This window comes from Geobacillus thermocatenulatus, from assembly GCF_002217655.1.
In the GTDB taxonomy this organism is placed as follows: Bacteria; Bacillota; Bacilli; order Bacillales; family Anoxybacillaceae; genus Geobacillus; species Geobacillus thermocatenulatus.
The window spans coordinates 318,096-330,819 of the sequence record NZ_NEWK01000002.1 but is presented as its reverse complement, the minus strand read 5'-3'; the positions used below and the strand labels follow the sequence as shown (position 1 = coordinate 330,819).

At 52.6% G+C, this 12,724-nt stretch carries 17 protein-coding genes and 3 pseudogenes; 15 read left to right on the top strand and 5 right to left on the bottom strand.

The features are described 5' to 3' along the window. Positions 1–78: 78 nt before the first annotated feature. A complete protein-coding gene (locus B9L19_RS10550) occupies positions 79–297 on the top strand; it encodes a YozE family protein (RefSeq protein ID WP_011231067.1) in 219 nt (72 codons plus the stop codon). A gap of 108 nt (positions 298–405) precedes the next feature. Here the strand turns inward: B9L19_RS10550 and B9L19_RS10545 are convergent. Then, positions 406–594, bottom strand: a pseudogene (locus B9L19_RS10545) (IS701 family transposase); the annotation flags it as partial. Between the two features lie 639 nt (positions 595–1,233). Here B9L19_RS10545 and B9L19_RS10540 point away from each other — a divergent pair. Then, positions 1,234–1,632: pseudogene (locus tag B9L19_RS10540) on the top strand (IS110 family transposase); the annotation flags it as partial. Here the strand turns inward: B9L19_RS10540 and B9L19_RS18710 are convergent. Further along, a pseudogene (locus B9L19_RS18710) lies at positions 1,609–1,764 on the bottom strand (IS701 family transposase); the annotation flags it as partial. The pseudogenes B9L19_RS10540 and B9L19_RS18710 overlap by 24 nt on opposite strands. A 209-nt stretch (positions 1,765–1,973) precedes the next feature. Between B9L19_RS18710 and B9L19_RS10535 the strand changes: the two are divergent. Continuing rightward, positions 1,974–2,618 carry a hypothetical protein gene (locus tag B9L19_RS10535; RefSeq protein ID WP_025950302.1) on the top strand — a complete coding sequence of 215 codons (645 nt, stop codon included), beginning with the start codon at positions 1,974–1,976 and terminating at the stop codon, positions 2,616–2,618. Positions 2,619–2,852: 234 nt separating this feature from the next. Beyond that, positions 2,853–3,032 (top strand): YozD family protein, encoded by a 180-nt coding sequence (locus B9L19_RS10530; protein ID WP_011231069.1) that lies wholly within the window; start codon positions 2,853–2,855, stop codon positions 3,030–3,032. 11 nt (positions 3,033–3,043) lie between these two features. Here the strand turns inward: B9L19_RS10530 and B9L19_RS10525 are convergent, their stop codons facing one another. Then, on the bottom strand, positions 3,044–4,165 hold the full coding sequence (locus B9L19_RS10525) for a DUF2515 domain-containing protein (protein ID WP_047753182.1): 1,122 nt from the start codon (positions 4,163–4,165) through the stop codon (positions 3,044–3,046). 252 nt (positions 4,166–4,417) lie between these two features. Here B9L19_RS10525 and B9L19_RS10520 point away from each other — a divergent pair, with 252 nt between their 5' ends. Beyond that, positions 4,418–4,705, top strand: a complete 288-nt coding sequence (locus tag B9L19_RS10520) for a hypothetical protein (RefSeq protein ID WP_241771993.1) — start codon at positions 4,418–4,420, stop codon at positions 4,703–4,705. A gap of 106 nt (positions 4,706–4,811) precedes the next feature. Next, entirely contained in the window at positions 4,812–4,976 is a 165-nt protein-coding gene (locus B9L19_RS19050) for a hypothetical protein (RefSeq protein ID WP_167372777.1), read from the top strand. Between the two features lie 35 nt (positions 4,977–5,011). On the opposite strand, the gene B9L19_RS19045 is transcribed toward B9L19_RS19050, so the two are convergent. Beyond that, positions 5,012–5,170: a hypothetical protein gene (locus B9L19_RS19045; RefSeq protein ID WP_008879283.1), complete on the bottom strand. Its 159-nt coding sequence runs from the start codon at positions 5,168–5,170 to the stop codon at positions 5,012–5,014. Positions 5,171–5,298: 128 nt separating this feature from the next. On the opposite strand from B9L19_RS19045, the gene B9L19_RS10515 reads away from it, so the two are divergent. The 3 genes from B9L19_RS10515 (at position 5,299) to B9L19_RS10505 (ending at position 7,808) form a co-directional block, all read left to right on the top strand. Continuing rightward, complete coding sequence (locus B9L19_RS10515) at positions 5,299–5,706, top strand: hypothetical protein (RefSeq protein ID WP_047753180.1); 408 nt, start codon at positions 5,299–5,301, stop codon at positions 5,704–5,706. Between the two features lie 520 nt (positions 5,707–6,226). After that, complete coding sequence (gene deoD, locus B9L19_RS10510) at positions 6,227–6,937, top strand: purine-nucleoside phosphorylase (protein WP_025950298.1); 711 nt, start codon at positions 6,227–6,229, stop codon at positions 6,935–6,937. 49 nt (positions 6,938–6,986) lie between these two features. Continuing rightward, on the top strand, positions 6,987–7,808 hold the full coding sequence (locus tag B9L19_RS10505; protein WP_047753179.1) for a M15 family metallopeptidase: 822 nt from the start codon (positions 6,987–6,989) through the stop codon (positions 7,806–7,808). Positions 7,809–7,846: 38 nt separating this feature from the next. Here the strand turns inward: B9L19_RS10505 and B9L19_RS10500 are convergent, their stop codons facing one another. Further along, positions 7,847–8,545 carry a class I SAM-dependent methyltransferase gene (locus B9L19_RS10500; RefSeq protein ID WP_025950296.1) on the bottom strand — a complete coding sequence of 233 codons (699 nt, stop codon included), beginning with the start codon at positions 8,543–8,545 and terminating at the stop codon, positions 7,847–7,849. 176 nt (positions 8,546–8,721) lie between these two features. Between B9L19_RS10500 and B9L19_RS10495 the strand changes: the two genes are divergently transcribed. The 6 genes from B9L19_RS10495 (at position 8,722) to B9L19_RS10470 (ending at position 12,598) form a co-directional block, all read left to right on the top strand. After that, on the top strand, positions 8,722–9,600 hold the full coding sequence (locus B9L19_RS10495) for a cation diffusion facilitator family transporter (RefSeq protein WP_041470471.1): 879 nt from the start codon (positions 8,722–8,724) through the stop codon (positions 9,598–9,600). Positions 9,601–9,826: 226 nt separating this feature from the next. After that, on the top strand, positions 9,827–10,783 hold the full coding sequence (corA, locus tag B9L19_RS10490; protein ID WP_025950294.1) for a magnesium/cobalt transporter CorA: 957 nt from the start codon (positions 9,827–9,829) through the stop codon (positions 10,781–10,783). A gap of 215 nt (positions 10,784–10,998) precedes the next feature. After that, positions 10,999–11,085, top strand: coding sequence for a YjcZ family sporulation protein (locus B9L19_RS10485; RefSeq protein WP_075261393.1), 87 nt, complete (start codon positions 10,999–11,001; stop codon positions 11,083–11,085). A 186-nt stretch (positions 11,086–11,271) separates the two neighbouring features. After that, entirely contained in the window at positions 11,272–12,201 is a 930-nt protein-coding gene (gene rarD, locus B9L19_RS10480; RefSeq protein WP_047753177.1) for an EamA family transporter RarD, read from the top strand. Between the two features lie 124 nt (positions 12,202–12,325). Next, a complete protein-coding gene (locus tag B9L19_RS10475; RefSeq protein WP_011231081.1) occupies positions 12,326–12,424 on the top strand; it encodes a YjcZ family sporulation protein in 99 nt (32 codons plus the stop codon). Between the two features lie 33 nt (positions 12,425–12,457). Next, positions 12,458–12,598, top strand: coding sequence for a YjcZ family sporulation protein (locus tag B9L19_RS10470; protein WP_082131190.1), 141 nt, complete (start codon positions 12,458–12,460; stop codon positions 12,596–12,598). Positions 12,599–12,724 lie beyond the last annotated feature (126 nt).

Genomic DNA, 12,724 nt, shown 5'->3' with positions numbered 1-12,724 from the left:
AGCGGCGAAAAAAAGGCTTCACAAACAGCTAAAAGCTCATTATAATAGCAACAAAAGGAAAGGAAGAGGATGGGGGACATGGCAAAGTCATTCTACCGTTACTTGCTGCGCTTCCGCCATGGACACCAGGAAGATCCGGTCGTCCGGTTTGCGAACGGAGCGTATGAAGACCACAGCTTTCCAAAAGGGTCGACGGACTATGAAGAACTGAGCGGCTATTTGGAGCTTAACGGTGACTATTTGGAAAGTATGGTTGTGTTTGATGAGCTATGGGAGCAATTTTTGCATGAAGCGTAACGAAGGGGGCGTTCCCATTTCATAAATTGGGAGCGCTTTCAAATAACTGTAGATGAGCATTTTTAATTACAATAATTTCCATGTTCTAAGAGACAAACAGGATACCCCTTAGGCCACATGGAGCTGTTTTTTGATCACATCAATGGGAATATCTTGCTTCGCGGCGTCATCAATGAACTCGACGACGCTGTGGCCTTTCCGCGATCGAAGAAGCTCCAGTCCAGCGGAAAGGGTTTGTCGGGATTCGGCGATGCTGTACACGCAGGAGAGCAGCACCACCGCCCAATACCGTTTCACCATCAAATGGATATTGACCAAGCCATTGCCCGGTTTATGGAATATATAGATCAACAACCGGAAGAGGTGCTTCGACGCTTGGGGTGTGCAGCGTGATGCAAAGGTTAACTTTTCAAGGTGCATTTATAGAATTGCTACAGCTTGTTTACAATCCGATGGTCACTATACCAATGAGAGTAGATTTTGCACATTATTTCAGAATCCATCTGAAATAATTTGAAAAAGTGATTCTGAAATAATGCCTGAATCCGTGATAAAGACGCGTTCAAAGCTGCCAAGAAAACTGGATCAATCAACAAAATATTGCACTCGGGGTTCTTCACCTAATAGGTGAACATTCGAAATGGAGTCGAAGTCTCGACACGATTGGGTTTCCCAGCATTTTTGATGCACTTCTGTCACGGATTCAGGTAATGTACTAATTTACATGTTCCTCCAACTCTTTTAATAAAGGCCATTCTGTGGTAAGATGTTTCATGGACTCTTTCCCTCCTGTTTTCGGTTGATGTTGACAATCACCATCATAGCAGGGAGAGAGTCCTTTTTGCATGACCTTTGCTTGTTCTACCGCGCTTCGCTTGGTGGCCCCGACGAGCGTCGCGAAAAAAGTTCGCAACCCTCGTCGGGGATCATTTCGGAATGTCACCCACAAATATTTTACTCACACAACAAACGCTTGTCGTGGGCATCGATATCGCGAAACGAACCCACTACGCCTGCTTCGTGGATGACCGGGGGCGTGTGCTTCGCAAGTCGTTCCCGATCTTCCAGTCGAAAGAGGGGTTTCAACAGCTGTATGAAGCGATTCAGGGGGCGATGCAAGCGTTCGGGAAGTCACAGGTGATCGTCGCGGTGGAGCCGACCGGGCACTACTGGTTGAACCTGGCCTACTTCCTCGAGGAGCACGGGATCCCGTTGGTCATGGTCAACCCGGCGTATGTGTGCCGGTCGAAAGAACTTGATGACAACCTGCCGACGAAACACGACGCCAAAGACGCCCTGGTCATTGCCACAGTGATGGACATCGGTCAACGTTCCCGAAAATCCCTTGGTGGTCAAGGCATCGACAATGTGAACGAGATGCTTCAAGACCGGTTTGGAAAGTTGCAGCGTCAACCCCAAAGTGAAGAAAAACTTGTAGATTCCTTGGTGATGTGCTAATCTATTCATGGGACATGAACCTCCTTGTGGGTAGTTGGTAGCACATCTATTCTAACCAAGGAGTCCGGTTCATGCCTCCTTTTTTGTTTGATTGTCAATTTATGTTAGCGAATTTGCTCATCTACAGAAATAACTTTTTTCCGCGCGGTTGCAGGTGTCCACCCTTCTTGGCATGCATATACTATACTAACTATTTGTTTCAAAGGGTGGAGATGCCAATGAGCGCGCCGAAACGCCCGAAATTTTCCGTCGGCGACATCGTCGTCAATACATTGTACGGAACGGTCGGAACGATCACCGATATTCAGCAGATTGACGGTGCGTTTTTATACGAAATCAACCATGGCCATAGTTTGTTTGCCGAGCAAGCGCTCATTTTATTGTCTGAGTTTGCGGGTGATTTATGGATCGCGGAAGAGATTGAAATTGAGCTGCCGTTTTTTCTCGGTGAAATTGTCCGCGTCCGCGATTATGGCGGCCATTTGTTCAAAATTGTCGGGGTGCGGACAGAAATTTACCGCTACTACGGGGAAGGATGGGAAGAGACGATTTACGAATTGAAACGGCTGATGGATGGTTGGGAGATTGAAGTCCATCTGGAAGACATCATTCCGCTTGCCGACGGAGACGAGACGTCTGTTACGCTCGTGCAAGATATTGTCATCGCCGCGCCGGTGAAAGCGTCGCTTCTATTGCCGCCGGCCGACAGCGGAGAGAAAGGGCCGTCGGTCGACGAGCTCCTTGACATGTACAACGATTATAAAGCGTTATATGAATGGTTCGGCGATGAACAGTACCAACGGATGATGGAAACAGTTGTAAAACGTTTGCGGGCAATCGCCGATCACCAGGATAGAAATTGATAAAGAATAAAAAGAAAATAAGGAATGCCGGCGAATAGGACGATCGCGCCCAATCCATTGACAACTGTTTCCATCATTTTATCGATCGCAGTGAATTTGTCCATTTTGTCCGCCTCCGTGTTTTTTGTTTGGTTGGTACATATGTATGGGGGAGACGGAAAAAATAGTACAACATGATTTTTGACATAAAACGGAAGGCGGCGACATACAACATTACAAAGGGGGCGAGATGCGGTGAAGGAAATTGAAGTGATTATCGATACGGAAGAAATCGCTGAGTTTTTTTACCAAGAACTCATCCGCCGCGGCTTTGTGCCAACGCAAGAGGAGCTTGAGGAGCTCGCGGATATTACGTTTGACTATTTGCTTGAAAAATGCATCATTGATGAAGAGATTGACATCGACGGGGAGTAGTCCTCGTCGTTTTATGATGAAGTTGATTGGGCCGCCGCGATGGCGGCTGTTTTCATCATGGACAAATGCCGCTCGTAGCGGCTGGTCATGTCGCTCGAGGCTGGAAGCGGGAGCGTTTCAAGCGCCTGCATGATCGCCTCATCGGTGAACCAATCGCGATGATCGTGGAACGGGTGCGCAAGATCCGGCCAAGCTTCCTCAAGGCGGGGGCTGTAAAAGCGGCGCCCATCAGGCGTTTCAGCGAACGATTGCGGCCAGAAGTCGGCGCGTGAGCCGCTGTGGGGGACGCAACAGGCAAAGCGGCAGGCGCCGCGAAACAGCCGGGCGTCAAACAGCAGCAGACTGTACAGCGTTTTGCCGATATCGATGCGGTGGTGGACGTCGGCGAAATCGCGCACCGTCGTTCCGGCAAGCGCTACGCGGCGGCCTTTGGCATATGGGATGAGCACATCGTTGAACCCGAGCCATTGCTCGACAAGAAACGGCCAGCTTGACAGCACGCGGGTGCGGAAAAACGGATGTTCGATGACGCGAAGCTGGATGTACTGCTGTTCGTTGATGATCAGAGCAACCGTAAGAAGCGCGGCATTCCCCGTTTCCCAAAAATGTTCCCACATCGGCTTCATAAACGAAGACACCGCTAGCGCTGGCAACAAATGAAACAGCGGCGTCTCCCTCCGTTTGCTTTCTTCGTACAGCAGAAGCTGCGGATAGGCATCATGAAAAATGAGGGCATTGGCGCGCTCCAAAAACAAAAAAAGGGGTGCAATGATTTGTTCCGGCAGCAAAAACGGAAGAAGGCCGCCGCGCAAATCCGTCATGTTCCAACCACCGTTGCGCGAGACGAGATGGGCTAAAAACGCCCAATGAATTTCCCGATGGCGCTCAAAAAACGCTAAGTAGGCGGCGGTGCGCGTCACGTTGTTGCGGTTATGTTCCGCCGTTTTCCGTCGAATGGCGGCAACAATGCCCTTTTCTTCCGCGCTGAGCGGTCCGTCAGTCGGGACCGTTGTGCGGGCAGCCATCCGGCGAAGCAGGCCGTCATCGGCGAGGCGGACCGGATGGCGGTACAAAAAGGAGCGGTAGGCATACTGAAGGGGATGGCGCAGCCAAGCGAGCAGGCGAGTCGGCATCAGGCTGTCTCTCCTTTGCATCATTTGTAGACGTTTGTCAGAAGACCGCGATTGTTTCGACAAAAAGAGTGCTCGTTTGCTGAAGGAATCGACACACCAAATCACCAAATAAGTACAATACACATTTTCCTCGGCTTCGAAGACGATTCACGCTCGAATTCGACATCAATCATAGTATGGGACGCGGAGGGCCGATTTATTGGGAGAAGGGAAAGGAAAACAATGGTTCGTTTATGGGGGAAACGAATGTGGATGACAAAACGTGCATATGAGGCGGTCGTTTTTCAAACACCGCGCTTTGGGGGAACGAAAAGCTACCGGCAAGTGTGCCGCATGACGGTGACGGCGGCCGGACATGATGAAGTGCTGGCGGTGTTGTATCGGATGTTGAATGTCGCCGATCTGATGCCGAAAAACTGTCAAGCTCGGTTTATGCGGACTGGGGATGTTGTGCTGATCGATGAAGGGCGGAAAGGACAGACGTACGATCGCCTTTGTCCAGACGGATGGAAACAAGTGGAACGTCAGCTCATTTGTTGACGGAATATTCAAAAATATAGTCGCCAGCAAGAGCTAGAGATGATATAATATGAATAAAGCCCCCCTTGTTTCGGGAACAGATAAGAAAGGAAAGGGGGCGGACTTGATGGAATATGGCGAACGGCGGCGCGACATGCCGACGGTGGCCCCGGGCATCGACGACGATGAGGAGCTGAATGAAAGAGCGACAAAAGAGGAAATGGAACGCGGGGAATATACAAAAGTCGTCACGCTTGCTTGGGACGAATCCGAGCCGTCGGAACCGCGATAGAAACCCTTGTATCGCACAAGGGTTTCTGCGGTTTGTCACGATTCGGGATTGTCATGATGGCCTGGACCGTTTTTCCGGCCGCCGGCGGCGGAATATTCTTTGGCATGCGCCTCGTCTTCAGCGATCAATGCTTCTTTTGGAATATGGTTGTTCTTTTTCTGCCCGTTAATGCGGTTGCGGTGTTTTTTGCCCATCGTTTTCCCTCCTTGAACCGTTGTCGTCGTTTTAGTGTATGCGGTCTGGCGGCGGTTCATCGACGGAAAATGTTTGCAGGCGGCATCATGCGGCGGGCGCAGGAGAAAAGAGGGAAGGGGGCGAAACGATGGCCGCACTGGCGCTGTCGCTGCTTGTGTGCGTCGTCTCGATTGCGGCATTGCTTTGGGTCAAAGGGCAAGTTGAGCGATTCTTGTTCCGCTGGAGAAGCGTGCCCCTTCTCCATGCGGTCAACGTCGTCATCATCGCTGCCATCGTTGCTGGCATGTACTATCGGCTCAGCGGCATCGACGTGTACTTGCGCGATTTGGCCGATATCAACGGTTTTTGGTATGTCTTTGCCGGCGCGATGCAGCTCGTCTTTCCGCTGTATTTGTTTTCCTGTTGGCTTGTCGCTAGGCGGCGCGAGCGCGAGAAAAAATATACGCGCAGCAAAGACAAAAAGGTGCTGTATATCAATGAGCGGTATTTGGCGCGCCGTCATCGCAGCGATTACCGCCGATCCAAAACATCATAAAAGAGAGCGGCTCCCCCGCAAACGACTCACCCACCTACGCGAGTGCATAGGGGGAGCTTTCAGCGATTTGCCTATGTGCCAAACGACAAGCCGCACAAGGACCCTTTCCGCTTTCCTTCGTTTCGAAGGCGCCCGTTTGAACAACATGTGATTCGATCCGACGGCGATTGCCGGCCAAATTCATCTCCCACATTGACGGAGACGGGCGCTCGTGCACCTTCACGTTTCGAAGTGGGAGACTTCTTTCGGAGTGATGTTAGAATTTGGTCTTTTCCTTTTTCGATGTGGACGGCTGATTGTTTGATTTGGACGATGGATTGGTTTTGTTGGCGTATTCCACCGCTTGTTCGAGTTTCTTTTTCATCGGTCTTTTCCTCCTTTCTCCTCGGGCAGGCACACATAGTATGCCCGTTCGCCGCCTCGACTACTCGAAGGAAGACTGCCATTTTCCGCAAACATATGATATGATAGACGAGGGCATGGCCCGACAACGATCGTTCAAACCAAAGGAGGAATCCCATTGAGCGTACATATCGGAGCGAAGGCAGGGGAGATCGCAGAGCGCATTTTGCTGCCGGGTGATCCGCTGCGCGCCAAATACATTGCCGAAACGTTTCTGGAAGGAGCGGTATGCTACAACAAAGTGCGCGGCATGCTCGGATTTACCGGGACGTATAAGGGGGAGCGCATTTCCGTGCAAGGGACCGGCATGGGCGTGCCGTCCATTTCGATTTATGTGAACGAACTGATCCAAAGCTACGGCGTCAAGACGCTCATCCGCGTCGGAACGTGCGGAGCGATTCAGCCGGATGTGCGCGTCCGCGACGTCATTTTGGCGATGAGCGCGTCGACCGATTCCAACATGAACCGGCTCATTTTCCGCGGCCGTGATTATGCGCCAACCGCCGATTTCCATCTGCTGCGGACGGCGTATGAAGTAGGGGTGGAAAAAGGGCTGGCGCTAAAAGTCGGCAATGTGTTCACCGCCGACATGTTTTACAATGATGAACCGAATTGGGAAACGTGGGCGCGCTACGGTGTATTGGCTGTCGAAATGGAAACGGCGGCGCTTTATACGCTGGCGGCGAAATTCGGTTGCCGGGCGCTGTCGGTGCTGACGGTCAGCGACCATATTCTCACCGGAGAAGAAACGACGGCTGAGGAGCGGCAAATGACGTTTAACGAGATGATTGAAGTGGCGCTTGAAGCGGCGATCCGCAATGGCGCGTGATTGGGATGCCGGGCGCTTGGGCCTGGGAAAACAGAAAAGGAGAAGGAACATGAACCAGCGATGGCAAGCGGCGCTGTTGGTGTGCCTGCTGCTCGCCGGCTGCCAAACAGGGGAGATCAGCAGCAACGGCGCGGCCGGCCCGTCCGGCCAGCCGCCGGAAAGCGCGGTGCACCCAAGCGCTCATCAACAACAAGGGAAAACGAGCGAGAGCCCCGTCGATCCCGATTTGCAGCTTGAGGCGAAATATTGGAACATCGTCAAGGTGCAAAACGGACAAAAAGTGATTCAAAACCCTGACAATATTTTGGTGCTCGTCAATAAAGAACAGTCGCTCCCGCCTGGCTATAAGCCGGCGGACTTGGTCGTGCCGCACGTGCCGTTTTTGTGTGCTGACCCGAACGCGGAAAAGCGGCATATGCGGGCCGAAGCGGCCGCGGCGCTTGAGGAGATGTTTGCCGCCGCACGCCGCGATGGCATTGAGCTGGTGGCCGTGTCCGCTTATCGTTCATACGAGCGGCAGCAGGTGATTTTTGCGGAAGAAGTGCGGCAAAAGGGGAGGGAAAAAGCGGTTCAAGCGGTCGCTCACCCAGGGCAGAGCGAGCATCAGACAGGGCTGGCGGTTGATATCAGCAGCCGCTCGGCCGGCTGTCAGCTGACCGAATCGTTCGGGGCGACAAAAGAAGGGCAATGGGTAGCCGCCCATGCGCACGAGTACGGATTCATCATCCGCTACCCGAAAGGAAAGGAAGCGGTGACGGGCTACAAGTATGAGCCGTGGCATCTCCGCTATGTCGGGCGGAAGGCGGCCGCAGTGATCAAAAAGCGCGGCTTGACGCTCGAAGAATATTTCAAAGTAGTAAAAAAAGTATGAAAACGGCGCCTTGTCGAGGACGCCGTTTTTCTTGCCGGTTATGGTTCGCAGCAAAAGACGCAATAGCCAAGACGGTCGCCGAATTGAGTTGTCAACTGTTGGTGCATCTGCCACATGCTCGCCATCTCCGGTGTCGGCGGAAGGGCAATGACGATGGATCCTCCAAGGCTTGGCGCTTCGGCCGCAGCCGCGTAGGAAAACTGGCGGCAGCCAAAGCCGCTTTGTTCGAGCACTTCTTTCCACTCCGCTGGCGTCATGAGCTGACGGAAGCCGTAAAAGGCGGCGATTTGCTTTTGCTCGGCGGTGGTCAGCCGCTCATGACACGCTTCAATGCCGACAAATAAGCCGTCGTTTTTGAGCACGCGGCGGATTTCGGCAAGCGCGTTTGGCAATGAAACGAAAGCAAGCACCGATTCAGAAAGCGCGAGGTCAAACGTCCCCGAGGAAAACGGGAGCGCTTCGACCGAGGCGCGATGCAAACAGACCGAGACCGCCTTGGCGGCAAAACGCTGTTTCGCCTTGTCGATCATCGTCGGGTGGATATCGATGGCGGTGACGTTGGCCCCGTACTGTTCGGCGATATAAGCCGCCGTCTGTCCGGTTCCGCAGCCGACGTCAAGCACGGATGTCGAACGGTCGATCTTAAGTTTACGTAAGATTTGTTTTGTTAACTCAAAACCACCTGGGTGAGCGCCATCAATCCCCATGTCCGCCAACCAGTCTAAATATGCAGACATCTGTTCCTCTCCTTTTTTGTTTCGACTTGGTTTATCATACGCAAATGCGCTCAATTTTGCCTTTAGACAAAAAAATTTGCTTGTCCCTATTCTTGTGAAAAGAGGAAATTTTCTTGCTGTAGACCCAACCGGCTTCAAGCTGGTACACTGATACGTGCAAAAATGAGATGGCTAGGTTGGTGAAGAAAGTGGATCGAAAACAAGGAGCCGAGGCGGGCGCATTGCTGAGCATTTTCGTCTATCTTCTCCTTTCGGCCGGCAAGCTGTTGGCTGGGGGGGTGTTCGGCTCGGATGCGGTGGAAGCGGACGGTTGGAATAATTTGAGTGATATTATCGCTTCCTCGGCAGTCTATATTGGCATGAAAATCGCGAAAAAACCACGTGATTGCAACCACCCGTACGGACATTCGCGGGCGGAAAACATCTCCTCGCTGTTGGCTGCTTTTTTGATGATGTCCATTGGCATTGATGTGATCACAAGCGGCGTCCGCTCGCTGTTCGGCAAAGAAAAGGCAGCGGCTCCTGATGTTTTAGCGGCTGTGGTTGCGCTCGCCTCGGCGGCCGTTATGATTGGCGTTTATGCCATCAATCGTCGGCTGGCGCGGCGGACGAACAGCATGGCGCTGGCGGCCGTGGCGAAAGACAATTTATCGGATGCGCTGGTGAGCATTGGCGCCGCCATTGGCATCGCCGGCGCGCGGCTTGGGTGGCCATGGCTTGATCCGCTGGCGGCGCTTGTGATCGGGGCGATGATTGGCAGGACGGCGTGGGAGGTGTTTATGGAGACGGCGCATACGCTCACCGACGGTTTTGATGAACAGCAGCTCGCCGTTTATAAAGACGAAATTGCAGCGGTGAGCGGCGTGCGCGATGTCGCTGACATTAAAGCGCGCATGTTAGGCAACGACATTGTGCTGGAAGTGACGATCCGCGTTGACTCGCATTTGACGGTGGCAAAAAGCCATGAAATCGCTGATGAAGTCGAACGTTTGATGCGAAACCGGCATAACATTCGGGCGACGCACGTCCATGTGGAACCGGAAGCAGTGCGATGACTGGCTTTGGACGCATTGGCGGGCGGACGCGGCGAGGCGCCTAGACAGCGAATGACTTGTCGGGATGTGACGCTTTGCAGTCGGGAGAAGTGGCTTGTCGCCAACAGCGAGCGGATGCGGCTAAACCGTTGCCGCTGGCTTGTTTTTGGCGGCGGGAGGGGAGTAGTTTTGCGGCAAACAGCAAACAATACAAGTAAAATCGATTGCACGGAAAGGACGTCAGTCTATGGTGATCGAGAAGAACTTTCGTTTGACGGTTGACGGAACGTACAAACGCCATGCGCCAGCGGGCAGCCAGTCGTGTTGGCTTCATTTCACCGCCGCCGCCAAGCCGGATTTGGAGCAGCTTCTTTCTTCGCTGTCCATTCACCCTCTCGCCCAACAGCGGCTGATGAACGGGACAGATATTCCCACGTTTGACGAATACGAAGGATGTTTCTTCTTATCGTTGTTTATCGTTCGTCCGTCCGGCCGGACCGTAAACGTTCGTTTGCTGGCCGGCAGCCAATATATGATCAGCTATATGGATGAAAACGATCCGTTTGTTGATCATGTGAAAGAACGTTTGTTGAACCATCGCGGTCAGGCGCTGTATCCTGGGTATGTGCTGTATCACTTTTTAGACTTGGCCGCCATCCGTTTTTTGCAAGTCATCGATCAGATCGCTGACCGCATTCAGATGCTTGAACGGCAAGTGTTTGCGACCCCGTTTGCCAACGAAATCGGACGCGAGATTTATCGGATGAAAACACACCTTCATGAGCTGCGCCAAATCGCCGAGGCGCAGGAAGAAGCGATCAAAATGATTCGTCACGCTGATTTGCCGTATATCAACCAAGAGACGAATCCGTATATCGAGGAAGTGGCGTCGCGATTCTCGCGCGTGCCCGCTGCGCTCGACGCGTTTAAGGAATCATTGTCCGCCATTTTCGATTTGCAACTGTCGCTCAAATCCGATCATATGAACGTTATTATGAAGACATTGACATTGGTGAGCGTCATATTTTTGCCGATGACGTTTATTGCCGGTGTATATGGCATGAATTTTGCGTTTATGCCAGAGCTGAAATGGAGATACGGCTACCCGTTTGCCTTGTTGCTCATGGCAACTGTTGCGATGCTCATCGCCCTCTATTTTAAGCGAAAAGGCTGGTGGGGAGAGACAGGGACGAAAGAAAAATAGGCGTTTTTCTAGAAGGTCGGTGATGTAACGGAGAAAACGCTCCAGCAAGGAGCTTTCGCCAATGGATCAACGGCTCTTCCGTTCGTTTGTTGACCTATCTTTTTGAAGAAAATGCGTTTTTCACCAATTTTATAGAAATTTGGGCATTCGCCTGGCCGTTTGGGCGGGCGGGCGCATATGATGGCCCTGTGAATCGATGAAGGAGGTGCCCCGCCGTGAGCGGTTTTGTCAACAGCGGTTATACGGTCGTCATTGTCCTGTTCATTTTACTGATTATTGTTGGCTGTGCCTGTGTCGCTTGATGAGCGAAAAAATAAGAAAGGGCAGCGGTCAAACGGGCCGCGAAGGGGGGCGGGTGCTCGTAGTCGGCTGCGCCCCTTCTCCATTGGGCAACCGCGTCGAGCGATGCGGGTGAGTGTTTCGATGGATAAAGTGAAGCGACGGCGGTATAATGGAACAGAAATGATCATGGAAAAGGAGAAGACGACGTGGGGCATTGGAGCGAAGAAAAGCAAGGCATCTTGTATACTGTTGCTTCGTACTTGCTGTGGGGGGTATTGCCGCTTTACTGGAAGCTGCTAGAGGCGCGCCCGGCGCTTGAGATTTTGGCGCACCGCATCGTTTGGTCGTTCGTGTTTATGGCCATTCTTTTGGCAGCGACTGGGCAGCTTGGCGCCTTCCGACGGGAGCTTCAGACGATGCGCTGTAAGCCGGCTAAGGCAAGGGGGATCGCCGTTGCTGCCGTGCTCATCAGCGCCAATTGGTTTGTCTACATATGGGCGGTGAATCATCATCATGTCGTTGAAACGAGTCTTGGCTATTATATCAACCCGCTTGTCAGCGTGGCGCTTGGGACGATCGTATTGCGCGAGCGGTTGAGCGTTGGGCAGTGGGCCGCTGTTTTTCTTGCCGCCGCCGGCGTGGCGACGATGACGGTGGAATATGGCGTGTTTCCGTGGGTCGCCATATCGCTCGCGTTGACATTCGGATTTTACGGCTTAGTGAAAAAACTGGCCAACGTTGACTCGTCCATTGGTTTGACGCTTGAAACAATGGCCGTCATGCCGCTTTCAGCCGTTTACTTATTATGGGTGTACAACGAAATGCCAGCCCTCGTCAAGACGGCCGAATGGTGGCAATGGGCGCTGTTGGCTGGAGCTGGGCCAGCGACGGCCGTGCCGCTTTTGTATTTCGCCAAAGGGGCGAAGCGTGTGTCGATGGCAACACTTGGTTTTTTGCAATACATTTCCCCGACGATCAGCCTTCTCCTTGGCGTCTTTTTGTTCGGCGAGCCGTTTACGAAAGCGCATTTTTATGCGTTTAGCTGCATCTGGGCGGCGCTTATGTTGTTTTCCGCTGTTCAAATCAAGCAGGCGTCAGGGCGGAAAAAATGGAAGCGAAGCTCGCTCGGAGCATAACATCGGTCCGCGGATGGACCGTTTTTTTTTCGTTTTGGCAAATACCCATTTTTTCCGAAACATCTAACCATTTCCTCGGCTTCTGAATAGTCTACTAGTACAAAAGCGAAGGAGGTGCTGGCAAATGGGTGCAGCTTACGGCGGCGGATTCGCGTTGATCGTCGTTCTGTTCATCTTGTTGATTATTGTCGGATGCGCATGTATCGGTGGTTGGGTGTACTAACGAACCCTACTTGCTAGCGAGGAGGTGACGAATATGCCATATGGCTTTTATGGCGGCTGGGGCTGGGGCGGCTATGGCTTCGGCTACCCGGGTTATGGCGGCTACGGCCACGGCTTTGTGTTAATCGTCGTCTTGTTTATTTTGCTCATTATCGTTGGGGCAACATGGTGCTAGACGGATAATGGGCGGCGCGGGGGAGGCGGCTTGAGAGCAGCTGTCCCCCGCCATTTTTGTGGTGAGAGAGGCAGGAGGATGAGAGGGGCGGGGAGAAGTTATACAAAGAGAGGAAAAATGGGAACT

Coding starts and splice junctions, on each gene's coding strand:
- B9L19_RS10475 (WP_011231081.1), top strand. CDS start 12,326: ATGGGTGCAGCTTACGGCGGCGGATTCGCGTTGATCGTCGTTCTGTTC.
- B9L19_RS10500 (WP_025950296.1), bottom strand. CDS start 8,545: ATGTCTGCATATTTAGACTGGTTGGCGGACATGGGGATTGATGGCGCT.
- B9L19_RS10525 (WP_047753182.1), bottom strand. CDS start 4,165: ATGCCGACTCGCCTGCTCGCTTGGCTGCGCCATCCCCTTCAGTATGCC.
- B9L19_RS10550 (WP_011231067.1), top strand. CDS start 79: ATGGCAAAGTCATTCTACCGTTACTTGCTGCGCTTCCGCCATGGACAC.
- B9L19_RS10520 (WP_241771993.1), top strand. CDS start 4,418: ATGACAAAACGTGCATATGAGGCGGTCGTTTTTCAAACACCGCGCTTT.
- B9L19_RS10515 (WP_047753180.1), top strand. CDS start 5,299: ATGGCCGCACTGGCGCTGTCGCTGCTTGTGTGCGTCGTCTCGATTGCG.
- B9L19_RS10505 (WP_047753179.1), top strand. CDS start 6,987: ATGAACCAGCGATGGCAAGCGGCGCTGTTGGTGTGCCTGCTGCTCGCC.
- B9L19_RS10535 (WP_025950302.1), top strand. CDS start 1,974: ATGAGCGCGCCGAAACGCCCGAAATTTTCCGTCGGCGACATCGTCGTC.
- corA (WP_025950294.1), top strand. CDS start 9,827: ATGGTGATCGAGAAGAACTTTCGTTTGACGGTTGACGGAACGTACAAA.
- B9L19_RS19045 (WP_008879283.1), bottom strand. CDS start 5,170: ATGGGCAAAAAACACCGCAACCGCATTAACGGGCAGAAAAAGAACAAC.
- B9L19_RS10470 (WP_082131190.1), top strand. CDS start 12,458: ATGCCATATGGCTTTTATGGCGGCTGGGGCTGGGGCGGCTATGGCTTC.
- B9L19_RS19050 (WP_167372777.1), top strand. CDS start 4,812: ATGGAATATGGCGAACGGCGGCGCGACATGCCGACGGTGGCCCCGGGC.